The sequence below is a fragment of the Cryobacterium lyxosi genome (assembly GCF_004403345.1).
GTDB lineage: Bacteria > Actinomycetota > Actinomycetes > Actinomycetales > Microbacteriaceae > Cryobacterium > Cryobacterium lyxosi.
Genome location: NZ_SOGT01000012.1, coordinates 219,097 through 240,987, shown reverse-complemented (window position 1 = coordinate 240,987; position 21,891 = coordinate 219,097). Strand labels below are relative to the sequence as shown.

Genomic DNA, 21,891 nt, shown 5'->3' with positions numbered 1-21,891 from the left:
GAATGCCGCCTGCCTGCTGTTGTCGCACCGGCGGGCCTAGGCTGGGGTCATGAGCAATGAAGCTGTCATCGTGGACGTTCTGCGCACCCCGTCGGGCCGGGGCAAACCCGGGGGAGCTCTCGATGGTATTCATCCGGCCGACCTTCTGGCCACCGTGCTGCGCGAACTGGTCAGCCGCAACAACCTCGACCCGGCGCTCGTCGACGACGTGATCGGCGGCTGCGTCAGCCAGGTCGGCGAACAGAGCAACAACATCACCCGCACCGCTCTACTGAGCGCCGGGTTTCCCGACACCGTTCCCGGCACCACGATCGACCGGCAGTGCGGGTCCAGCCAGCAAGCTACCGCCTTCGCCGCCCAGGCCGTCATGAGCGGCAGTGCTGACGTCGTCATCGCCTGCGGCGTCGAGTCGATGAGTCGCGTTCCGCTCGGGTCATCGGCCAGCTCCCAAGACCCATTTGGCACGCTCATGCATGAGCGCTATCCCGACGAACTGGTGAACCAGGGCGTCTCCGCCGAGCTCATCAACCAAAAATGGAACCTCGGCCGCGACGCCCTCGACAACTACGCGGCCCGCTCCCACCGGCGCGCAGCAGCGACGGCCGAACGGGGAGATTTCTCCGGCGAAATCGTGACCGTCACCCGGCCGGACGGCAGCGTGGTCAGCGAGGACGAGACCATTCGCGCCGGCACGTCGCACGCCTCGCTGGTGGGCCTGCTGCCCGCCTTTCGTACCGATGCCCTCGCGGCCCGGTTTCCGAAGCTTGGCTGGCATGTCACGGCCGGCAACTCCTCGCCGCTGACCGACGGAGCCTCGGCGACCCTGATCATGAGCGCCAAGCGGGCCGACCAGCTCGGCCTCAACGCGCGCGCCCGGTTTCACAGTTTCACCGTGGTGGGAAGTGACCCGCTGCTCATGCTGACCGGCGTGATTCCGGCGACCCAGCGCATCCTCTCGCGGGCCGGCCTGAGTATCGACGACATCGACGCTTATGAGATCAACGAGGCCTTCGCAAGCGTGCCGCTGGCATGGCTGCACGAGCTTCACGCCGACCCCGATTGCCTCAACCCGCGTGGCGGCGCCATCGCCTTGGGCCACGCGCTCGGTTCCTCGGGTACCCGCCTGCTGGGGACCCTGCTCAATCACCTCGAAATGACCGGTGGTCGATGGGGCCTGCAGGCCATGTGCGAGGGCGGCGGCATGGCCAACGCCACCCTGATCGAGAGGCTCTGATGCACGCCGTCAATGTGCTCAATAGCGGATGCTCCGCCCTCATCACCGGAGGCGCCTCCGGCCTCGGCCTGGCCTGCGTTCGCACCTTGCACGAAGCCGGGGCATCCGTGGTGTTGCTGGATCTGCCCGGTGCCCCCGGCGAGGAGATCGCCGCCTCCCTTGGCGACCGGGCCCGGTTCGTCGCCGGCGATGTGACGAGCGCCGGCGATGTGCAGACCGCCGTCGACGCCGCGGTGGCCCAGGGTCCGCTGCGCATCGTGGTCAATTGCGCCGGCATCGCGCCGGGCGCTCGCACGGTCGGCCGCGATGGGCCGCTGCCGCTCGAAGACTTCGAACGCGCCATTCGCATCAACCTCGTGGGTACGTTCAACGTCGTGCGACTGGCCGCCGCGGCGATGCAGCGCACCGAACCCGTCGGTGACCCGGACCGCCAGGGCGGCGCCGAACGCGGCGTCATCGTGAACACGGCATCGGTCGCCGCGTTTGACGGGCAGATCGGGCAGGCGGCCTACGCTGCCTCCAAGGGTGGCGTCGCCGCGATGACCCTTCCGCTGGCCCGCGAGTTCGCGCAAAGCCTGATTCGGGTCATGTCGATTGCGCCTGGAATCTTCGACACTCCCATGCTGCAGGGGCTGCCGCAGCCGGTGCGGGACTCCCTGGGCGCTCAGGTGCCGCACCCGTCCCGACTCGGCGACCCCGACGAATTCGCATTCCTGGTGCGGCATATCATCGAAAATCCCATGCTCAACGGAGAAACCATCCGTCTCGACGGGGCGATTCGGATGCAGCCGAAGTAGTCATTGGCGGCCTGGCCGCCCTCGCACATAGGCCTGCTGGTTTTCGGCGTTTCGCTCATGCACAAAGAGTGGGGTGATTCGGCGTATCTGATTGTCGGGATCGTCCCCGTTCTGCCACTCATCTTCGCCCTGTGGCGCAATGGGCGTCTGCCGGCTGACGCCTGATCAGGCCGTCCCGGAGCGGCTCGGCATCCGCTTTGAAAATTCTGGCGGCCCGCACGTTCCCGGGGTGCTTGCTGAGGGTGAGTTCGGGCAGAAAGACGATTCGGGCACTGGCCTCGGCGGCCAGGCGGATGCCCTCGGCCAGCTCAGCCTGCAGCGTCGCCTCGTCGGCGTGCCAGCGCTGCTGCACGAGGCCGACGCACAGTGGGAGGCGGTCGGGCGCCTGCACCCGCATGGACGAGGATGGGCACGACGGGGCCGTAATCAGACGCATGTTGTTCCCCAGAGATTCTGAGCGATCAACTACCGATTTCACACTAGAGGGCGCCGCTACTTCGCCACGCCGCTACTCCGCCGCGTGTGCCTCGAGGAACGCGTACACCTCGGAGTCGTCAACGCCTGGAAAAGTTCCGGACGGCAACGGTGACAACACGTGCGCGTGCAGCCGGGCGCTCGGCCAGGCCCGTCCAGCCCAGCGGGCGGCGGCATCGGAATCGGGCCGACGGCAGCATGACTCGTCTGGGCAGCGCGATACCGTGCGCTGCGTGGTCTCCCGCCCGCGAAACCACTTGGCCTGCGCAAACGGAACGCCGACGCTGATCGAGAACTCGCCGGCATCCGTTGACCCGGTCTGCGTCGCCGACCAGTACGTGCCGGCCGGGGTGTCGGTGTATTGGTAGAACTCGGTGGTGCGGTTGGTGTGGGTGAAGGCGCTGCGGGCGCTCCATTGCTTGCAGACGTACTGGCCTTCGATCGACCCGGTGACGTCCACCGGAAACGGCAGGTCGTCGTTCTCGTACCCCTTTTGCAGGGCGCCGTCGCCGTTGACCCGCAGAAAATGCAGCGTCATGTCGAGGTGGGATGTGGCGAGGTTGGTCAATCGCAACGCCGCCGCCTCATGGGTCACGCCGAAGGCGTCGCGAAAGTCTTCCACGGCCAACTCCCGCTCCTGCTTGGCATGTGCAAGAAAGGCAACGGACGCTTCGCGCGGCATCAAACACGCCGCCGCGAAGTAGTTGATCTCGAGTCGCTGCCAGAGGAACTCGGCGTAGCTGACGGGCCGTTCGTGCCCGAGCAGCCGGTGACCCATCGCCTGCAACGCCATCGAACGCAGGCCGTGCCCGCCGGGAATCGAGGCCGGCGGCAGGTAGATGCGACCGTTGGCGAGGTCGGTGACCGACCGGGTGGAGCCCGGCAGGTCATTGACATAGATCAGGCTGAAGCCGAGCTGATCGGCCATGACACTGACCTCGCGGTGGGTGAGGGCGCCCGAGGTATGCCCGCTGGCGCGCACCCGCTCCTCCACGAGCTCCTCGATCTCGGGCATGTAGTTGCCCTGCTCGCGCATCCGTTCGCGCAATTCGGTGTTCGCGCGGCGCGCCTCCTCCGGCGTCGCGATGGCTTCGCTGGCCCGGCGCGACAGCTCCCGGTGCAGGCCGAGAAGCGACTCGATGGCCGGCAGCGGCATCCCCTTCGTGACTTTGACCATTGGCAGTCCCAGCGCCCCGTAAAGCGGATTCTTCTGGGCCCGATCCAGTTCGATCTCCAGCGCCGCACGGTTATTGGGCGCTTCCCGGCGCAGCAGCTCGGCCAGATCGACCGACAACGCGGTCGCGAGGTCCTGCAGGGTCGACAGTTTCGGTTCGCGGCGGCCATTCTCGATCAGGGACAGCTGGCTGCCGGCGAGGCGGACCCGCTCACCGAGCTGGTCGAGCGTCAGACCGCGCTCGCCGCGAAAATGGCGGATGCGATGGCCGAGGGTGATCAGATCGGAACCTTGAGGCGACATTCCTTAACGATATCTAAAGAATGACGATTCTTAACTCGCAATATCGCGGTTTCTCATTGGGAGGAAGGCCACTCTGAAGTTGTGGCCAAAATTCTGGCCGTACGCAGCGTCATTCACGCAACGCAGCCCGGCGTTCCACAACTTTGCACCTACCCGAGCAGTACAGAAAGGCCAGACGATGACCCTCACCCATTCCCGCCAGAGCACCGGGGACGCCGACCCGAGTCGCACGGGTAGCACCGACCCCAACCTGCAAGCCTGGGTCGACGAGATTGCGCGCCTGACCGAACCCGACGCGATCGTCTGGTGCGACGGCTCCAAGCGCGAGGCCAATGACCTGTCCAAACTGCTCGTCGCCTCCGGCCAACTCATCCGGCTGAACCCGGAATGGCGCCCCAACAGCTTTCTTGCTCGCACCAATCCGAAGGACGTCGCCCGCGTCGAGAACCGCACCTTCATCTGCTCCAACGATGAAGCGGATGCCGGCCCCACCAACAACTGGGCCGAACCGTCCGCCATGCGCGCCGAACTGCGCGGGGTCTTCGCCGGCTGCATGCGCGGTCGCACCATGTACATCGTGCCGTTCTCGATGGGCCCGCTTGGCGGGCCTATCTCGCAGCTCGGCGTCGAGATCACCGACTCTCCCTACGTCGTCCTCAACATGGGCATCATGACGCGCATGGGTGAGACCGTGCTGACCATGATCGAAGCCGGCGAACCGTGGGTGCACACCGTGCACAGCGTCGGCTACCCGCTGATCGACCAGTCGGGCATCACTCGCCCCGAGGTGGAGTGGCCCTGCAACGACGACAAATACATCGTGCAGTTTCCTGACACCCGGGAGGTCTGGTCCTACGGTTCCGGCTACGGCGGAAACGCCCTGCTGTCGAAGAAGTCCTTCGCTCTGCGCATCGCGTCGGTCATGGGCCGAGACGAGGGCTGGCTCGCCGAGCACATGCTGCTCATCAAGCTGATCTCCCCCGAGGGCGGCGTGTTCCACATGGCGGCCGCGTTCCCATCGGCCTGCGGCAAGACGAACCTGTCGATGTTGCGCCCGACCATCCCCGGTTGGAAGGTCGAGACCATCGGCGACGACATCGCCTGGCTGCGCCAGGGCGAAGACGGTCGCCTGTGGGCGATCAATCCAGAGGCCGGCTTCTTCGGCGTCGCCCCCGGCACCGGTGAAACCACCAACCCGACCGCCGTCTCCACCATGTGGGGCAACACCATCTTCACCAACGTCGCTTTGCGCGACGATGGCGACGTCTGGTGGGAAGGCCTCACCGACAAGGCTCCCGACCACCTGATCGACTGGCAGGGCAAGGACTGGACGCCCGATTCCGGCCGCACCGCCGCCCACCCGAACTCTCGCTTCACCGTTGCGGCCGCCCAGTGCCCATCGATCGCCGACGACTGGGAAGCCGCCGGTGGCGTACCGATCGACGCCATCGTGTTCGGTGGCCGCCGGGCGACGAACGTTCCGCTGGTTGCGCAGGCGCGCAGCTGGAAACACGGCGTGTTCATGGGAGCCACCATTTCGTCTGAGAAGACCGCAGCCGCTGACGGCATCGTTGGCGAGCTGCGCCGCGACCCGTTCGCCATGCTCCCGTTCTGTGGCTACAACATGGCCGACTACTGGGGCCACTGGCTCAAGGTCGGCAAGGAACTCGGCACCAACGCCCCGGCAATCTTCCAGGTCAACTGGTTCCGCAAGGGCCCGGACGGCGCTTTCATCTGGCCCGGTTTCGGCGAGAACTCGCGGGTACTCGAATGGATGATTCGCCGCATCCAAGGCACCGCCGACGCCATCGATACCCCGATCGGCCTGCTTCCGGCCGAGGACGGCCTGAATCTTGACGGTCTCGACCTGTCGAAGGAAGCCGTCGACCAGTTGTTCGCGATCGACCAGAACAGCTGGCTCGCCGAGTGTGACCTGACCGAGGAATACTTCGACAAGTTCGGTGACAAGGTTCCGCCGGCGCTCCGGGCCGAGCTCGCGAGCGTGCGGTACCACCTGAAGGACTAGTTTCTGCAGCAGAAACAGCCCTGTCGCCTCGCGCGGCAGGGCTGTTTCGTGCTTTCAGTCCGACTCCGGTAGCTGAGACAAGCCGATACCGGTTTGAAGCATCCTGACGGCGCGGCTGGCTAGACCAGAAGCTGGTGCTTGGCGAGATCCCGGTACAGGGGCGTCGAGACGACGAGTTCGGAGTGCGTGCCGACGCCGACGACCTGGCCATGATCGAGCACCACGATCTGGTCGCTGTCGACGACGGTCGACAAACGGTGCGCGATGACGATGAGCGTGCGGTCGGCCGCAACGGCATCGATGGCCTCCCGCATCATCTGCTCATTTTTACCGTCGAGGCTCGACGTCGACTCGTCGAGTAACAGAATCGGTGGCGCCGCGAGCAGCGCCCGCGCGATGGCGAGTCGCTGGCGTTCGCCACCGGAGAGCTTGACTCCCGATTCCCCGACCGCGGCGCCGAGCCCCGCCGGGTCGCGCTCGAGCACCTCACCGAGATTGACGGCGTGAAGCACGGCGATGCACTCGTCATCGGTGGCGTCGGGAGTTGCCAGAGTGAGGTTGTCCCGCAGCGATCCGGCGAGTACCGGGGCGTCCTGTTCCACATAGCCGATCTGGGCGCGCAGCGCGGTGCGGTCCAGCGAGCGGATGTCCAGCCCGCCGAGTCGCACGGTGCCATCCGTGACGTCGTAGAACCGCTCGATCAGGGCGAGAATCGTGCTTTTGCCGGCGCCGCTGGGCCCGACGAGCGCCGTGCGCAGGCCGCGCGGTGCGTTGAACGAGACTCCCGTGAGCACGGGACGGGGTTTTGTGGAGGCGGGAGCATCGGTCGGGGATGCCGGGACTGCGTCATCGGGGGCAACGGCAGGGCCAACCAGACCGGCGGCATCTGTGGCCTCGGTGCTGCCCGGGTCGGACTCAACCGGGGCGACCGAGTAGCCGAAGTGCACATTCTCGAAGCTGATTGCAGCGGCCTCGGGGCGTACCTTTTCGTTCGCGGCACCAACGGTCATCGCGAGCGGGGCGATGTCGCGATCGAACTGGTCCTCAGCGGGCAGATCGATGATTTCCTGGATGCGGCCCAGCGCGCCGAGCGCGGAATTGACCGAGGTGATCGCGCCGAAGAACTGCCCGAGCGGCATGATCATCATGAAGAGAAAGAGAATGAACGCGACCAGGTCGGCAATGGTGATGGCGTCGCTGGCGACGCGAAAACCACCGACGCCGAGCACGACGAGGAACGACACCTGCAGGGCAATCCCGGCGATCGGTACGACGAGGGCGCTGATCTTGGCGACCTTGATACCCATGCGCCAGGCACCGCGGGCGTCCTCGTCGATCACGGCGACTTCACGTTCGGTTGCATTGGCGGCACGAACAGTGCGGATGGCGCTGATCGCCCGTTCGACGCTGGCCGCAAGGTCACCGACCTTGACCTGGGCTGCCGTGCTCGCAGTGCGGATGCGACGCGACAGCAGGATGACGGTGACCACCGATACCGCGATGACGAGCACGGTCAGTCCGAGCAGCACCGGGTCGATGATGAGCATTGCCACGAGTGCACCGATGAAAGTGAGTGATCCGCCGATAGCTTCGACCAGGCCCTGGGTGAGCACCGCGCGCAGCAGGGTGGTGTCGCTGCCGACGCGGGAGACGAGGTCTCCGGTGCGACGCGCGTCGAACTCGCTGATCGGCAGGCGCAGCAGACGCCCGACCAGTTTGCGGCGGCTCGAAAGCACAACCCCCTCACCGGTGCGCTGCAACAGGTAGTGCTGGTAGCCGCTGATCAGGCCCGAAATGACCACGAGGGCGATCAATAGGCCGACGAGGGATCCGAGTGGATCGTTAGCCTGCACGATCGTGATGACCTGGCTGACGAGCAGAGGCTGGGCCAGGCTCGCGGCAGCGCCGAGCACGCTCAGTACGATGACGACGCTGAGCACCTTTTTGTGCTCGAACAGGTAGGGCAGCAACTGGCTGAACGTCGCCCTCGGCCCGCTGGGGGCGGGGCGGCCACGACGGCCGCGCGGCGGCTTCGCTGCGGTTGGCGAAGCGGGGGCAGCGGAGGTTTCGGGCGCACGGCTAGCGGTAGTCACTCGTAAATCTTAACCGTCCCGGATGCGAACCATCCCCACTGAAGCGGGGGCGGTCTAGGTTGGAACTGTGCCAGCGACTGTCATTGCCACCCAGAATCTCGTCAAGAGTTATCCGGTCAAAAACTCAAAGGATTTCGTCGCCGTCGACGGCATCAGTTTTGAGGTCGCGCCGGGGGAGTCCTTCGGGCTGCTCGGCCCCAATGGCGCGGGCAAGTCCACGACGATGCGCATGATCGGTGCGGTCTCCACCCGCACGAGCGGTGACCTCGACGTGCTCGGCCTCGACCCGAACCGCTATGGTCCCGAGATTCGCTCGCAGCTCGGCGTCGTGCCGCAGGAGAACAACCTCGACATGGAACTGAAGGTGCGCGAGAACCTGCTGGTCTACGGCCGTTACTTCGGGCTGCCACGCGCCCGCGTCGCCCGCCGCGCCGACGAACTGCTCGAATTCGCCCAGCTCGCCGACAAGGCCGGCGCCAAGGTCGATGACCTCTCTGGGGGCATGAAACGCCGCCTCACCATCGCCAGGGCCCTCATCAACGACCCGCGCATCTTGCTGCTCGACGAACCGACGACCGGCCTCGACCCGCAGGCGCGCCACATTCTGTGGGACCGTCTGTTCCGCCTGAAGGAGCAGGGCACGACGCTGCTTCTCACCACCCATTACATGGACGAGGCTGAACAACTCTGCGACCGCCTTGTCGTGGTCGACAAGGGTCGCATCATGGCCGAGGGCTCCCCGGCCGACCTCATTCGCCGCTATTCCTCCCGTGAAGTACTCGAAGTGCGCTTCGGTTCTACCCAGAACGCTGAGGTCGCCGGTCGCATCCAGAGCTACGGTGAGCGAGTTGACGTGCTGCCCGACCGCATTTTGGTCTACAGCGACAGCGGCGAAAACGAATTAGAGCGGATGACCGCTGCCGGCCTCCGCCCGATCACCAGCCTCGTACGCCGCTCCAGCCTGGAAGACGTATTCCTGCGGCTCACCGGCCGAAACCTGATCGAGTGAGCGGCCCAGTGGACGACATCAGCGACGAAATGCGCGCAGAGACGCGCGCGGCGGCCGTCGCAGCCGCGGCGCGCACCCGACGTTACGGCTCCTGGTATGTGGCCGAGCACCGGTTTCGGGTCATGCGGTCGTATGCCCAGACCGTGCTCTTCACCGCCGTCGGCAGCCCGCTCGTCTACCTGTACGCGATGGGCGTGGGCCTGGCCAGCCTCGTGGACGGCAATCTCGGGGATGACGCCATCGATGGGGTGAGCTACCTCGCCTTTCTGGCGCCGGCGCTGCTGGCAAGCAGCGCGATCGCCGTAGCCTCCGAGGAGTTCACCTACCCGATCATGCTCGGCTTCAAGTGGAACCCTACCTTTTTCGGTATGAATGCGAGCTCCATCCAGCCCGGCCAGATCATCAACGGCCTCGTCATCTCGGTCGCGGCACGCATGCTCGTCACCTGCACTATTTTCTACGTCTTCATGCTCGCCTTCGGGGCGGTGCCCGGCCGGCTCGGGTTCGTCGCCGTGCCGGTGGCGCTTGTGACCGGGCTGGCCTTCGGCGTGCTTGTGATGGCCTACACGGCCACCCTGAAGGACGACACCGGACAGCTGGCCATGGTGCAACGCTTCGTGATTTTGCCGATGACCCTGTTTTCGGGCACGTTCTTTCCGCTCGACGTGCTGCCGCCGTATCTGCAGTGGATCGGCTGGATCTCCCCGCTCTGGCACGGCACGGAGCTTTCTCGCGTCTTTGCTTACGGCCTGCCGGAGCCGATCTGGCTCAGCCTGGTGCACGTGCTTTATCTGGCCGCCCTGCTGGCCATCGGCTGGGTCTGGGCCCGCCGCCTCGCGACCAGACGGCTGAACAAATGACCGGGCCGCAGCTCTCTCCATCGACCGTAGCGGTGTCCGCTGCCTCGCCGCGCCGGTTTGGCAGTCTGTATGCCGGCAACGCGCGCAGCGTGATGGCGCGCGGCTGGCGGGCCACACGCAGCACCAACTCGCTCGTGGTGCTCAGCGGATTCGTCGAGCCCATCTTCTACCTGCTGTCGATGGGCCTCGGCCTCGGAGCCCTGATCGGCCAGGTGCAGACCGCTGACGGCACTCAGATGCCCTACGCGGCGTTCATCGCCCCGGCCCTGCTCGCCGTCGCCGCGATGAACGGCGCGATCTACGACTCGACCTGGAACGTGTTCTTCAAGATGCAGTTCGCCAAGCTCTACGAGGGCATGCTGTCCACATCGCTTGGCCCGCTCGACGTGGCGCTTGGCGAGATCTCGCTCGCCCTGCTGCGCGGGCTGCTTTACGCGACCGGATTCCTGCTCGTGATGCAGGTGCTCGGGCTCAACTTGTCTTGGTGGGCGCTTCTGGCCCTGCCGGCGGTCTTGCTCATCGCGTTCGGCTTCGCGAGCATCGGGATGGCGGTGACGAGCTACATGAAGACCTTCCAGCAGATGGACTGGATCAACTTTGTGCTGCTGCCGATGTTTCTGTTCTCGGCCACGTTCTACCCGCTCAGCGTCTACCCGCAGGGCATCCAGTACGTGATCCAGGCGCTGCCGCTCTGGCACGGTGTCGAGCTCGTTCGTGGCCTGACTACCGGGCAGATCGACCCCGGAATGCTCTGGCACGTGCTGTACTACGCCGTGATGATCGTGATCGGCCTGGTCTTCGCCACTCGCCGCCTCAAGGCCCTCTTCTTGAACTGAAGAAACGCACCCCCTCCTCGCAATCGCGAGAGGGGGTGCGGATGCTGTGCGGCGACAACCTAGCGGTGCAGGTCGAGGTCCTTCGTTTCGCGGCTGAGGACCAGCGCGATCAGGGTGATGACAGCCATGACCGAGAGATAGATACCGACCCAGAACGGGCTTCCCGCACCGAGGGTCCACAGCCAGATGGCGATGAATGGGGCGACGGCTGCGCCGAGAATTGAACTCATGTTGTAGGCGAAGGCTGAGCCGGTGTAACGCACGCTGGTCGGGAACAGCTCGGGCAGCAGCGCGCCCATCGGGCCGAAGGTCATGCCCATGAGCGAGAAGCCGACGATAAGGAACAGCATCACGCCGGGAAAGCCCGCGCCGAGCAGTGGTACGAACAAGAGGCCGAACACGATGATGAACAACGTCACGATGATGAGCGTCTTACGTCGTCCGTGCTTGTCTGCCCAGGGTCCAGAGGCCAGCGTGAAGATTCCGAAGAACACCACGCCGAGAATCATCATGAGAATGAAGTTGTTGTAGCTGAATCCCAGGCCGGGAACCGGGGCATCCGTTGCGGCCCGGCCGTAGCCGAGCGTGAACGTGGTCATCAGGTAGAACAATACGTAGGTCGCGAGCATGATGAACGTGCCAAGGATCAGTTCGCGCCAGTTGGACTTGAACACCGCCGCGAGCGGCAGCTTCTCGACCCGGTCTGCCTGGACGACCTTGGTGAAGACCTCACTCTCTACCAGGCGCAGCCGCACCCAGAGTCCGATGATGACCATAACGGCCGAGAATAGAAACGGGATGCGCCAGGCCCATTCGAGGAATGCCTCGGACGGACGGGTCGGGTCGGTCGACGGCAGGGCGAGGGCAAGGCCGAGGAACAGGCCGTTGGCGATGATGAAGCCGAGCGGCGCGCCAACCTGCGGGAAGGTGCCGTACCAGGCGCGCTTGCCTGCCGGTGCGTTCTCGGTCGCGACGAGTGCTGCGCCGCTCCACTCGCCGCCGAGGGCGAAGCCCTGGGCGAGACGCAGGAGGACGAGCATGAACGGCGCCCACCAGCCGATCATGTCGTAGGTCGGCAGCAGGCCGATCAGGAAGGTCGCGATGCCCATCGTGAGCAACGCGCCGACCAGGGTGGCCTTGCGTCCCTTACGGTCACCGAAGTGACCGAAGAACAGCGCCCCAATCGGGCGGGCGACCATGGCGGCGCCGAACACGGCGAAAGAGGCGAGCAGCGCGGTGGTCTCGTTGCCCGTCGGAAAGAACAGGTGCGGAAAAACGAGCACGGCCGCGGTCGCGTAGACGTAGAAATCGTAGAACTCGATGGTCGTGCCGATGAGGCTCGCCATGATGACGCGGCTCTTCGGGTTGAGAGGCGTGGTCGGCGTCGAAACTGGCGCTGTGGATGTTGACATGGGGGTGAAACGCTCCGGAAGGTGGCTGGGCGCCAACGAAACCCGCAAGTCGATCTGACTTCCCGCGGAAGCGTTTACGCACGAATAGTGGTGTGACCTCGTGTAGAGGTCACATCGCAGTTTACCCCCGGGGGCTATCGCCTCGAAGACCCGTTACTTCCAGAGCACCGCGATCACGACGTTGGCGAAGGTCAGGGCGCCGATGGCCCACAGTACGAGGGACGACACGGTCGGCTTCTTGCGATTCACGATCACGAGCACGGTGATAACGATGAGCACAAGCAGCTTGATGCCGATTTTGGTGTTGTCGATATAGCCGAGCGAGCCCATCTCGATGACGCCGACGAGCAGCAAACCGGTGACCAGTTGGGTCAATGCACCGTGAAACATCGCGGTGACAATCGTGCCCTTGCCGGCAATGATCGGCTTGATCTGCACGAGGAAGCCACCAAGCAGTGAGGCCAAACCGACGAAGTGCAGAATAAGCAGAATGTTGCGTAGAAGGTCCATGCGTTCAGCCTAGGCACTCAAACGCGCCCCCAGTTACCCGATGTGCCCGCGTAACTCCTGCAGCACCAGCGCGGTGGCCAGAGCGGCGGATGCCGCCTCCGCGCCCTTGTCTTCCTTCGAACCGGGTAGTCCCGCCCGGTCGAGGCCCTGTTGCTCGTCGTCCAGGGTCAGCACCCCAAATCCAACCGGTTTGCCGGTATCGAGCGCGACGCGGGTGAGGCCATCCGTTGCCGCATTCGACACGAAGTCGAAGTGGGGAGTGCCGCCGCGAATGATCACACCGAGGGCGATGACAGCATCAGCACCGCTGTCCAGGGCGACCTTGCAGGTGACGGGCAGCTCGAAGCTGCCCGGTACCCGCACGAGTGAGAACTCAGCGTTGCTCGCTTCGAGTACCCGGGTGGCACCGGCGATGAGACCGTCGGTGATCACGTCGTGCCAAAGACCTGCCACGATGACCACCCGCAGGCCTGCCGCGTCAACTGAGATTGTGGGTCCTGTTCCAGCCATTAGGCGATTCCATTCATAATTTCGATGTTGGAGATATGGTGCCCCATGCGGTCACGTTTGGTGGCAACGTACTTTTCGTTGAACTCCCCGATGCCGACGATAAGCGGTACACGCTCGGTCACGGCAATGCCGTGCAGCTCGAGCTGGCGCACTTTTTCGGGATTGTTGGTCAGCAGCCGTACCTCGCGCAATCCCAGATCGTGCAGAATGCCCGTGGCCGCGCCATAGTCGCGGCTGTCACCGGGCAGACCCAGCGCTAGATTCGCATCCAGGGTGTCCAGGCCGTCTTCCTGCAGCGCATACGCCCGCAGCTTGTTGATGAGGCCGATGCCGCGCCCTTCCTGGCCGCGCAGGTAGACGACCACGCCGCCCTCCGCCTGGATGATGTCGAGCGAAGCGCTCAGCTGCGGTCCGCACTCACACTTGAGCGAGCCGAACGCTTCGCCGGTGAGGCACTCGGAGTGCACCCGCACGATGGCGCCGTCGACCGGCGTGCCCGCCACGAGAGCGACGTGGTCAGCACCGGTCGAGCGGTCCCGGTAGGCGCGTATCCGAAAAGTTCCGTGCCGGGTGGGCACCGTGGTCTCCACCTCGAAGTCGACCCGTGGCGCCTCGGTGAGCGGGGCGATTGTCGGTAGGGGTTCATTCGGGTGGAACTCATTGAGGTAGCTGATCAGGTCTTTGATCGTGATGACGAGCAGGCCCTCGCGCTCACCGAGTTCGAGCAGGCCGGGGAGGCGCATCATCTCACCGTCTTCGCCGACGATCTCGGCGATGGCCGCGACTGGAACCAGACCGGCCAGTTTCATCAGATCGACACCGGCTTCGGTATGGCCGCCACGCTCCCTCACACCGCCGTCTCTGGCGCGCAGGGGCAGGATGTGGCCGGGGCGGTGCAGGCTCGCCGGTGCCGACGCGGGGTCGGCGAGCACACGCAGGGTGTGGGCTCGGTCGGCAGCGCTGATCCCGGTCGACAGCCGGTCGGCGGCGTCGACGCTTACCGTGTAATTGGTGCCGAGCGGATCTTCGTTGTTCACGACCATCACCGGCAGATCGAGCTGGTCGGCGAGCTCGTTGGTCATCGGGGCACAGATGAAACCGGAGGAGTAGCGCACGGTCCAGGCGATCCATTCCTGGGTGGCGAGCTGGGCCGAGATGATGACGTCGCCCTCGTTTTCGCGGCCCTCGTCGTCGGCGACGATGACCGGTCGGCCGAGGCGTAGGGCGTCCAGTGCGGCAGGAATGTCGGCGAGGTTCATGATGCGCTCCTTGGTGCGGTTGCGTGCTGGGGTTCTGGGGTTTTTGCGGCGGCGCTGAGGGCCAGCATTCGCTCAACGTGACGGGCCAGAATGTCGGTCTCGATGTTGACCTGATCGCCGACCCGGCGCTCGCCGAGCGTTGTCGCGGCGAGGGTTTCGGGGATGAGGGACACCTCGAACCACTGGGTCGCGTCGGTGGCCGGGCTGATGTTGCTCACCGTCAGGGAGACGCCGTCGATTGCGATCGAGCCCTTGTCGACGACGAGTTTGGCAAGCTGGAGGCTGACGCTGAATCGCAGCACTCGCCAGGCTTCGCCCGGAGTGACGGCGAGCACGGTGCTCGTGCCGTCGATGTGGCCCTGCACGATGTGACCGCCGAGGCGCCCGCCGACGAGCGCTGCGCGTTCGAGGTTGACCGGGGAACCGACGCGGGCCTCGGACAGTGTCGACATGTGCAGGGTCTGCGCCATCACGTCGGCGGTGAAAGTCGAGGCGGTGCGCTCGACCACGGTGAGGCAGACCCCCGAGACGGCGATCGAGTCGCCGTGACCGGCGCCATCGACCACGAGCGGGCCGTGGATGGTGAAGCGGGCAGCATCCACTGTGGTCTCGATGCGCGCAATCTGGCCGAGTTCCTCGATTATTCCGGTGAACATGGGGTTCCTTAGGTAGTGAGGGGTCTGGCGACGATGAGAACATCGTCGCCAATCCGGTTGAGGGAATGGATGGAGAGACGGCGCTGCTCGCCGATGGTGGTCACGCCGAAGTCGCCGAGAGCGAGCTGGGGGCCACCGAGGAGCGTTGGTGCGAGGTAGACGAGGTACTCGTCGACCAGCCCGGCGGCGACGAACGCGCTCGCCACGGTGGGCCCGCCCTCGATGAACACGGTGCGCACAGCCCGCTTGTGTAGGTCGGCCACCAGGCCAGGCAGGTCGAGGCCGTCGAAAAGTAGTGGCGGGTGCGGGTGTGCGTAGACCGCAGCGGATGCCGGCAGCGCTCGGCGTCCAACGACCACGGGAATGGGCTGTCGGGCGAGGAGGTCGCCGGCGAGGTCGCGGGCGGTCAGCGCCGGGTCGTCGGCGAGCACGGTGCCGGTGCCGACCAGGATCGTGTCGCTGGCGGCGCGACGCCGGTGCACGTCGAGCCGCGCTGCCGCTCCCGTGATCCAACGGCTGGAGCCGTCGGCAGCGGCCGCGCGACCGTCGAGGCTGGAGGCCCACTTCAGCGTGATGAAGGGCCGGCCGAGGCGGGCGGCGACAAGCCAGTCGCCGAGAAGGGCTTCCCCGTCAGTGGCGAGCAGGCCGCCCTCCACCTTGATGCCGGCCGTGCGCAGCCGCGTGGCACCGCCGCAGGAGTGCTCGCCCGGGTCGGTTACGGAATAGACGACGCGGTCGACGCCGGCGTCGATCAGAGCGACCGCGCACGGACCGGTCCGGCCGACATGGTTGCACGGTTCGAGCGTGACGACGACGGTGCTGCCGCGGGACAGGCCGGGGGCGAGATGGGAGAGCGCGTCGACCTCGGCGTGCTGGCTGCCGGCACCGCGATGCCACCCCTCGGCGAGGGTGTCGCCGTTGGCGCTCAGGATGACGCAGCCGACCCGTGGGTTCACGCCGGTGGCCGGACCGCGGGCGGCGAGTTCGAGGGCGCGGCGCAGTGCGCTAGCCAGTACAGCGCTATCCAGGCCGACTGCCGCGTTGTTGGTCATCCCGCCCTCATCCGTATGGGACGAGCTCCGGGGGTATGGGGTGTGCAGCATGCACAAACCCGTCGGTCGACCATAGGGGCCAACCAACTCGTGCGCCTCCCGTCCGGACTTTGACCGTCGGTGCTGGAGTTTCACCAGCTCAACCGCTGGTCCCTCGATGGCGCTGGGGGACTAACGGGTCGCGGACTTTAACCGCCGGTTCGGAATTACACCGACCCCGGAGCACGTGTATTGCAAGTTCTTCTTCTAGTTATAGTGCAACAGCCTGCGTGACGTGTTATTCCCGGCGACAAGGGCTGTCACGATACCGACGTCAGGGGGCCTCGACCAACGCGCGGGCGGTGCTCTCATCGACGAATAGGTCGGTGATGAGCGACGCGGCGAGGGCGCCGCGCAGACTAGCGAGCTTGGAACGGCCAGCCACGACGCAGATGCGGCGCGGCGTGCGGCGCAGCACGGTGAAGTCCGGTCCGGTGGACCGCTCGTTCAAAGCGATACCGTCGGCCGAGCCGTCGGCGCGGTAGAACACTGTCGCCACATCGCCGACCACGCCGGCTGCGCCGAGTGCATCGAATTCGGCCTGTTCAAGGTAGCCGCCCGCGTAGACGCGGCTGACCACTCCAGAGAAAGGAGAACCGAGGCCGAATAATGCGATATCCATGATGGCCTGCATCTCAAGCAGGCGACTGACGCTGCGCTCCCGCCACAATGCGTGCTTGGTCGCCGGGTCGTCGAAAAAGGCGGGCACCGGAAACTGCTGCACGTGCGCGCCGAACGCCGTGCCGAAACGGCCGAGAATTTCGCTCGCGTAACCCAGGCCTGTGGTGCGCATGTTTCCGGCACCGTTCAACTGCACGATCTGGGAGTTGTGGGTCTGCTTCGGGGTGATGTGGCGGCTGATCACGTTCATGGTGGAACCCCAGGCGATGCCCATAGTCATGTTTGAGTCGAAGTATTGACCGAGAATCCGTGCAACCGAGAGGGCGACACGCTCGAGCCGATCGACGTCACTCGCGCTGTCCGGCACCGGAACGACGTGAGCGGTGATCTGAAATCGAGCCTCGATCTGCTGCTCGAGTTGACTCGGGGCATCCAGTGGAGACTTGATCTGAATATCGACCAGGCCGGTCTCGCGCGCGTGGCTGAGCAGGCGAGAGACCGAGGAACGGGAGGTGTGCAGCTCTTGGGCGATGGCATCCATCGTGAGGTCCTGAATGTAATACAGGTGCGCGGCGGTGAGGGCGTCGCGGCTGCGATCAGACTGTGCGGGATCGGTGTCGAAGATCACGGGGCTCCTTGCACGTATGTTCAATCCAGTTGAGAAATTGTGTCGGACTGTCAGACTACATCTATTCATACGGCTTGCCCCGTGCAGATTATCGGGCAATCCCCGAGACAAAGGTGACAACAATGTCGTTCCTCAACTCACAGACTTCGACCGCAATCGCCGATCGCCCGAGCGCCCAAGTGCTCATCATCGGTGCCGGTATCAACGGCATCGCAACCTTTCGTGATCTAGCCCTGCAGGGCGTCGACGTGGTCATCGTTGAGAAGAACGATTACGTCTCCGGCGCCTCGTCGGCCAGCTCGCACATGATTCACGGCGGCGTGCGCTATCTCGAAAATGGCGAGTTTCGCCTGGTCAAGGAGTCGGTCGAGGAACGCAACGGCCTGCTCAAGATCGCGCCGCACTACGTCAAGCCATTGCAGACGACCATCCCCATCTTCTCGACCTTTTCGGGTGTGATGGCCGCGCCGCTACGTTTCCTCACTCACAAGCAGGGCGCCAAGCACGTCGAGCGCGGCGCGATGCTCATCAAAATCGGCATGATGATCTACGACGCCTTCTCCCGTGACGGCGGATCGGTACCCCGCCACGAATTCAGGGGCCGCACCAAGGCACTCGCCGCCCTGCCGCTGCTGAACCCAGGCCTGAAGTACACGGCCACCTACTATGACGCCGCCATGCACGACCCCGAACGCCTCGCCCTCGACGTGCTGCGCGACGGCCTCGACGCCGGCCCGCACGCTCGCGCCGCCAACTATGTCGAAGCGGCCGGCATCACGGAAAACGGTGTACTGCTTCGCAACAGCATCACCGGCGAAGAATTCTCCTTTCGTGCAGACATCATCGTCAACACGAGCGGGCCGTGGACCGACCTGACCAATGACGCTCTCGGCCAGCCGAGCACTTTCATGGGCGGCACCAAGGGTTCCCACGTCGTGCTCGACAATCCGCAACTCCTCGCGGCGACGGGAGGCCGAGAGATCTTCTTCGAGCACGAAGACGGCCGTATCGTGTTGATCTACCCGCTCAAGGGCCGCGTTCTCGTCGGCACCACCGACCTCGAGCACGACATCACCCAGCCCATTCGCTGCACCGAAGACGAGATCGATTACTTCTTCGATCTGGTCGCGCACGTTTTTCCAACGGTACCGGTCGATCGTTCGCACATTGTGTTCCGCTTCGCCGGCGTGCGTCCGCTACCGCGACACGACGATGAAACACCGGGTTTCGTCTCCCGTGACTACCGCATCGAGTCCCGTCCGCTGCCCCGCACCGACGCCGCTGATGGCACCCTGCTCAGCCTGATCGGCGGTAAGTGGACCACCTTCCGCGCCCTCGCTGAGAACCTGAGCACGGACATCCTGAAACTGCTCGGCCTGCCGCGCACGGTTTCTACCGAGGGGCTCGCTATCGGTGGCGGCCGCGACTGGCCGGCAACGGATGCCGCCCGCCTGGTTTGGGTCACAGCCCACGGCGACGAGGTGGGTACCGATCGCGCCGCAGCCCTGCTCGCCCGCTACGGTACCAGAGCGAGCGAGGTCATCGACTTTCTCATCGATCCGGCCGGTCCAGCGGACGCCCCCCTCGTGCACGACACCGACTACACGCGGCGTGAAATCGAGTTCCTGGCCGGGTTCGAGGGCGTTGTGCGGCTGAGCGACGTGCTGTTGCGCCGCACCAGCATGGCCTTCGTCGGCGCCGTGACCACTCCTCTGATCGAGGAGATCGCCCGCGTTGTCGCCCCTGTTCTCGGCTGGAATGCCGCACGCCGCGCTGAAGAGATCGAGCTGGCTCGCGCCAACCTGATGGACGTGCACGGGGTCGACCTCGCCCCGGTCGCCGAAGCCGGTGTTCTGATCGACTGACCCACTCGGACTGACGATTATTGACAATCTGCACGAACGTGCACGAGAAACCTGCTCACTCCGGCCCGGTCACCGCTACGTTTTAGACATCACGCACGACAGCCGGACTCAACAACACTGTTGGGTGCGGTGAACAGCACTCCATCTGAAAGGTCAATGTGGACAATCTCGGTGTCGTCTTTATGTCAGAGGTCGTGGGAACGGCCATCCTCGTATTACTCGGCTGTGGTGTGGTGGCCAACGTCGCGCTCGCCAAGAACAAGGGCTTCGGCGGTGGCTTTCTCATGGTCACGATCGGCTGGGGCCTCGCGGTCTATGCCGGTGTGATCGCCGCGTACAACTCCGGTGCCCACCTGAACCCCGCCGTCACGCTCGGCCTTGTCGCGAGTGGGGTTGATACCTTCGGGTCCGGCGTTCCGGTCAATGTCGCCTCGACGCTCGCCTACATCGGCGCGCAGATGATCGGCGCTATTCTCGGCGCCGTCGTGGTCTGGCTCGCCTACAAGCCGCACTTCGATCAGGAGCCGGACGCGGCAAACAAACTCGGTGTCTTCGCGACCGGGCCAGCCATCCGCTCTTACGGGTGGAACCTCGTCACCGAGATCATCGGCACCTTCGTGCTCGTCTTCGTCGTCATCGGATTCGGCCGCAACGGCGATGCCGGCGGGCTCGCCGCGCTCGGCGCGCTCCCGGTGGCGCTGCTCGTGATCGCCATCGGCGCCTCGCTCGGTGGGCCGACCGGGTACGCTATCAACCCCGCACGTGACCTCGGTCCCCGCATCGCGCACTTCCTGCTGCCGATCAAGGGCAAGCGCGGCAGCGACTGGTCCTACTCGTGGGTTCCGGTTGTCGGTCCTATCATCGGCGGCGTGCTCGCCGGAGCATCATCGGGCGTGCTGCTGCCGGTTTTGGGCTAATCCTTCCGACGCAGTCCGCGGCATCCGCTTTCGTTATCGTTATCGTTTCAACACCGTATTTCTCACCTGGAACAACAAAGGAGTTACACATGGCCAAGTACGTTCTCGCCATCGACCAGGGGACCACGAGCTCCCGCGCGATCATCTTCGACAAGGCAGGGTCGATTATTTCGACCGGCCAGCTCGAGCACGAACAGATCCTGCCACAGGCTGGCTGGGTTGAGCATGACCCGAAGGAAATCTGGGACAACACCCGTGAGGCCATCGGGCAGGCGCTGTCGAAGGCGAATATCACCCGCCACGACATCGAAGCCGTCGGCATCACCAACCAGCGCGAAACCGCTGTCGTCTGGGACAAGACCACCGGCGTGCCCGTCTATAACGCCATCGTCTGGCAGGACACCCGTACCCAGCCGATCGTCGACCGGTTGGCAGCAGATGGCGGCGTCGATCGGTTCAAGTCGACCGTCGGCCTGCCGCTGGCCACCTACTTCTCCGGGACCAAGATCGTCTGGATCCTGGAAAACGTCGAGGGAGCACGCGCTAAAGCGGATGCCGGCGACCTTCTGTTCGGCACCACCGATTCCTGGGTGCTGTGGAACCTGACCGGCGGCACCGAGGGCGGCGTGCACGCAACCGACGTCACCAATGCGAGCCGCACCATGTTCATGGACCTCAAAACACTGCAGTGGGATGACGAGATTCTCAGCATTTTCAATGTGCCGAAGTCGATGTTGCCCGAGATCAAGTCGTCCTCAGAGGTGTATGGCACTGCCAGCGGACACAGCCTGCTGCGCGAGGTGCCGATAGCCGGCATCCTCGGCGACCAGCAGGCCGCGACCTTCGGCCAGGCTGCTTTCGACCAGGGCGAAGCGAAGAACACCTACGGCACCGGAAACTTTCTGATCTTCAACACCGGCACCGAGATCATCCACTCGAAGAACGGCCTGCTCACCACCGTGGGGTACAAGCTCGGCGATGCCCCGGTGCACTACGCGCTCGAGGGTTCGATCGCGGTGACCGGCTCGCTCGTGCAGTGGATGCGTGACCAGCTCGGCATCATCAAGGACGCCTCCGAGATCGAAGACCTCGCCAAGACGGTCGACGACAATGGCGGGGCCTACTTCGTGCCGGCCTTCTCCGGCCTGTTCGCGCCGTACTGGCGGTCGGACGCGCGCGGGGCGCTCGTGGGACTCACGCGCTACGTGAACAAGGGCCACATCGCCCGGGCGGCGCTCGAGGCCATCGCGTATCAGACGCGAGAGGTGCTCGACGCGGTCAACGCGGACTCCGGGGTGCCGCTGACCGAGCTCAAGGTCGACGGCGGTGCCACGGTCAACGACCTGCTCATGCAGTTCCAGGCCGACATCATCGGCGTGCCCGTCGTGCGCCCGGTCGTCGCCGAGACCACCGCGCTCGGCGCCGCCTACGCGGCCGGCCTCGCCGTGGGCTTCTGGAGCGACCTCGACGACCTGCGCTCCAACTGGCAGGAAGACGCACGCTGGGAGCCATCCATGGAGCCAAAGGAAGCTGCTCGTCTCCTGCGCAACTGGAAGAAGGCCGTCACGAAGACCCTCGATTGGGTCGACGAGGACGTGAAGTAGTTCACACCTCCC

The 21,891-nt window shown here is 65.1% G+C and carries 19 protein-coding genes and 1 riboswitch; of the genes, 9 read left to right on the top strand and 10 right to left on the bottom strand.

The features are described 5' to 3' along the window. Nucleotides 1-49: 49 nt before the first annotated feature. Nucleotides 50-1,234: a thiolase family protein gene (locus tag E3T27_RS10905; RefSeq protein ID WP_104198296.1), complete on the top strand. Its 1,185-nt coding sequence runs from the start codon at nucleotides 50-52 to the stop codon at nucleotides 1,232-1,234. Continuing rightward, nucleotides 1,234-2,031, top strand: coding sequence for a 3-hydroxyacyl-CoA dehydrogenase (locus tag E3T27_RS10900; RefSeq protein ID WP_134572720.1), 798 nt, complete (start codon nucleotides 1,234-1,236; stop codon nucleotides 2,029-2,031). The genes E3T27_RS10905 and E3T27_RS10900 overlap by 1 nt, the downstream gene beginning before the upstream one ends. Nucleotides 2,032-2,149: 118 nt before the next feature. Here the strand turns inward: E3T27_RS10900 and E3T27_RS10895 are convergent, their stop codons facing one another. Both E3T27_RS10895 and E3T27_RS10890 read right to left on the bottom strand, forming a co-directional pair. Beyond that, the gene (locus tag E3T27_RS10895) at nucleotides 2,150-2,467 is read right to left on the bottom strand and encodes a carbon-nitrogen hydrolase family protein (protein WP_134572718.1); all 318 of its coding nucleotides are present in this window, start codon (nucleotides 2,465-2,467) and stop codon (nucleotides 2,150-2,152) included. A 72-nt stretch (nucleotides 2,468-2,539) separates the two neighbouring features. After that, on the bottom strand, nucleotides 2,540-3,982 hold the full coding sequence (locus E3T27_RS10890; protein ID WP_134572716.1) for an XRE family transcriptional regulator: 1,443 nt from the start codon (nucleotides 3,980-3,982) through the stop codon (nucleotides 2,540-2,542). 178 nt (nucleotides 3,983-4,160) lie between these two features. Here E3T27_RS10890 and E3T27_RS10885 point away from each other — a divergent pair, with 178 nt between their 5' ends. Continuing rightward, complete coding sequence (locus E3T27_RS10885) at nucleotides 4,161-6,008, top strand: phosphoenolpyruvate carboxykinase (GTP) (protein WP_104198292.1); 1,848 nt, start codon at nucleotides 4,161-4,163, stop codon at nucleotides 6,006-6,008. 119 nt (nucleotides 6,009-6,127) lie between these two features. Here E3T27_RS10885 and E3T27_RS10880 read toward each other — a convergent pair whose 3' ends face one another. Next, the gene (locus E3T27_RS10880) at nucleotides 6,128-8,101 is read right to left on the bottom strand and encodes an ABC transporter ATP-binding protein (protein ID WP_134572714.1); all 1,974 of its coding nucleotides are present in this window, start codon (nucleotides 8,099-8,101) and stop codon (nucleotides 6,128-6,130) included. 67 nt (nucleotides 8,102-8,168) lie between these two features. Between E3T27_RS10880 and E3T27_RS10875 the strand changes: the two genes are divergently transcribed. The 3 genes from E3T27_RS10875 to E3T27_RS10865 are packed head-to-tail and all read left to right on the top strand — an operon-like array spanning nucleotide 8,169 to nucleotide 10,806. Next, a complete protein-coding gene (locus E3T27_RS10875) occupies nucleotides 8,169-9,110 on the top strand; it encodes an ABC transporter ATP-binding protein (RefSeq protein ID WP_104198290.1) in 942 nt (313 codons plus the stop codon). Nucleotides 9,111-9,139: 29 nt separating this feature from the next. Next, nucleotides 9,140-9,970, top strand: a complete 831-nt coding sequence (locus E3T27_RS10870; RefSeq protein ID WP_104198499.1) for an ABC transporter permease — start codon at nucleotides 9,140-9,142, stop codon at nucleotides 9,968-9,970. Next, on the top strand, nucleotides 9,967-10,806 hold the full coding sequence (locus E3T27_RS10865; protein WP_134572712.1) for an ABC transporter permease: 840 nt from the start codon (nucleotides 9,967-9,969) through the stop codon (nucleotides 10,804-10,806). Before E3T27_RS10870 ends, E3T27_RS10865 begins: the two co-directional genes overlap by 4 nt. 59 nt (nucleotides 10,807-10,865) lie before the next feature. Here E3T27_RS10865 and E3T27_RS10860 read toward each other — a convergent pair whose 3' ends face one another. The 7 genes from E3T27_RS10860 to E3T27_RS10830 form a co-directional block, all read right to left on the bottom strand. Next, nucleotides 10,866-12,218, bottom strand: a complete 1,353-nt coding sequence (locus E3T27_RS10860; RefSeq protein ID WP_198416526.1) for an MFS transporter — start codon at nucleotides 12,216-12,218, stop codon at nucleotides 10,866-10,868. 153 nt (nucleotides 12,219-12,371) lie between these two features. Further along, nucleotides 12,372-12,728 carry a hypothetical protein gene (locus E3T27_RS10855; RefSeq protein ID WP_104198287.1) on the bottom strand — a complete coding sequence of 119 codons (357 nt, stop codon included), beginning with the start codon at nucleotides 12,726-12,728 and terminating at the stop codon, nucleotides 12,372-12,374. A 33-nt stretch (nucleotides 12,729-12,761) separates the two neighbouring features. Then, on the bottom strand, nucleotides 12,762-13,238 hold the full coding sequence (gene ribH / locus E3T27_RS10850) for a 6,7-dimethyl-8-ribityllumazine synthase (protein WP_104198286.1): 477 nt from the start codon (nucleotides 13,236-13,238) through the stop codon (nucleotides 12,762-12,764). After that, nucleotides 13,238-14,497 (bottom strand): GTP cyclohydrolase II, encoded by a 1,260-nt coding sequence (gene ribA / locus E3T27_RS10845; RefSeq protein WP_104198285.1) that lies wholly within the window; start codon nucleotides 14,495-14,497, stop codon nucleotides 13,238-13,240. The genes ribH and ribA overlap by 1 nt, the downstream gene beginning before the upstream one ends. Next, nucleotides 14,494-15,153, bottom strand: a complete 660-nt coding sequence (locus E3T27_RS10840) for a riboflavin synthase (protein WP_104198284.1) — start codon at nucleotides 15,151-15,153, stop codon at nucleotides 14,494-14,496. Before E3T27_RS10840 ends, ribA begins: the two co-directional genes overlap by 4 nt. 8 nt (nucleotides 15,154-15,161) lie before the next feature. Further along, the gene (gene ribD / locus E3T27_RS10835; RefSeq protein ID WP_104198283.1) at nucleotides 15,162-16,205 is read right to left on the bottom strand and encodes a bifunctional diaminohydroxyphosphoribosylaminopyrimidine deaminase/5-amino-6-(5-phosphoribosylamino)uracil reductase RibD; all 1,044 of its coding nucleotides are present in this window, start codon (nucleotides 16,203-16,205) and stop codon (nucleotides 15,162-15,164) included. An 87-nt stretch (nucleotides 16,206-16,292) separates the two neighbouring features. After that, nucleotides 16,293-16,434, bottom strand: a riboswitch (FMN riboswitch). An 84-nt stretch (nucleotides 16,435-16,518) separates the two neighbouring features. Next, on the bottom strand, nucleotides 16,519-17,406 hold the full coding sequence (locus E3T27_RS10830) for a sugar-binding transcriptional regulator (protein ID WP_233201034.1): 888 nt from the start codon (nucleotides 17,404-17,406) through the stop codon (nucleotides 16,519-16,521). Between the two features lie 209 nt (nucleotides 17,407-17,615). Between E3T27_RS10830 and E3T27_RS10825 the strand changes: the two genes are divergently transcribed. The 3 genes from E3T27_RS10825 to glpK all read left to right on the top strand — a co-directional run bounded on the left by E3T27_RS10825 (nucleotide 17,616) and on the right by glpK (nucleotide 21,879). Further along, nucleotides 17,616-19,358, top strand: coding sequence for a glycerol-3-phosphate dehydrogenase/oxidase (locus tag E3T27_RS10825; protein ID WP_134572710.1), 1,743 nt, complete (start codon nucleotides 17,616-17,618; stop codon nucleotides 19,356-19,358). 182 nt (nucleotides 19,359-19,540) lie between these two features. Continuing rightward, nucleotides 19,541-20,275 carry an MIP/aquaporin family protein gene (locus tag E3T27_RS10820; protein WP_104198498.1) on the top strand — a complete coding sequence of 245 codons (735 nt, stop codon included), beginning with the start codon at nucleotides 19,541-19,543 and terminating at the stop codon, nucleotides 20,273-20,275. Between the two features lie 89 nt (nucleotides 20,276-20,364). Then, complete coding sequence (gene glpK / locus E3T27_RS10815; protein WP_134545916.1) at nucleotides 20,365-21,879, top strand: glycerol kinase GlpK; 1,515 nt, start codon at nucleotides 20,365-20,367, stop codon at nucleotides 21,877-21,879. The last annotated feature ends 12 nt before the right edge of the window (nucleotides 21,880-21,891 follow it).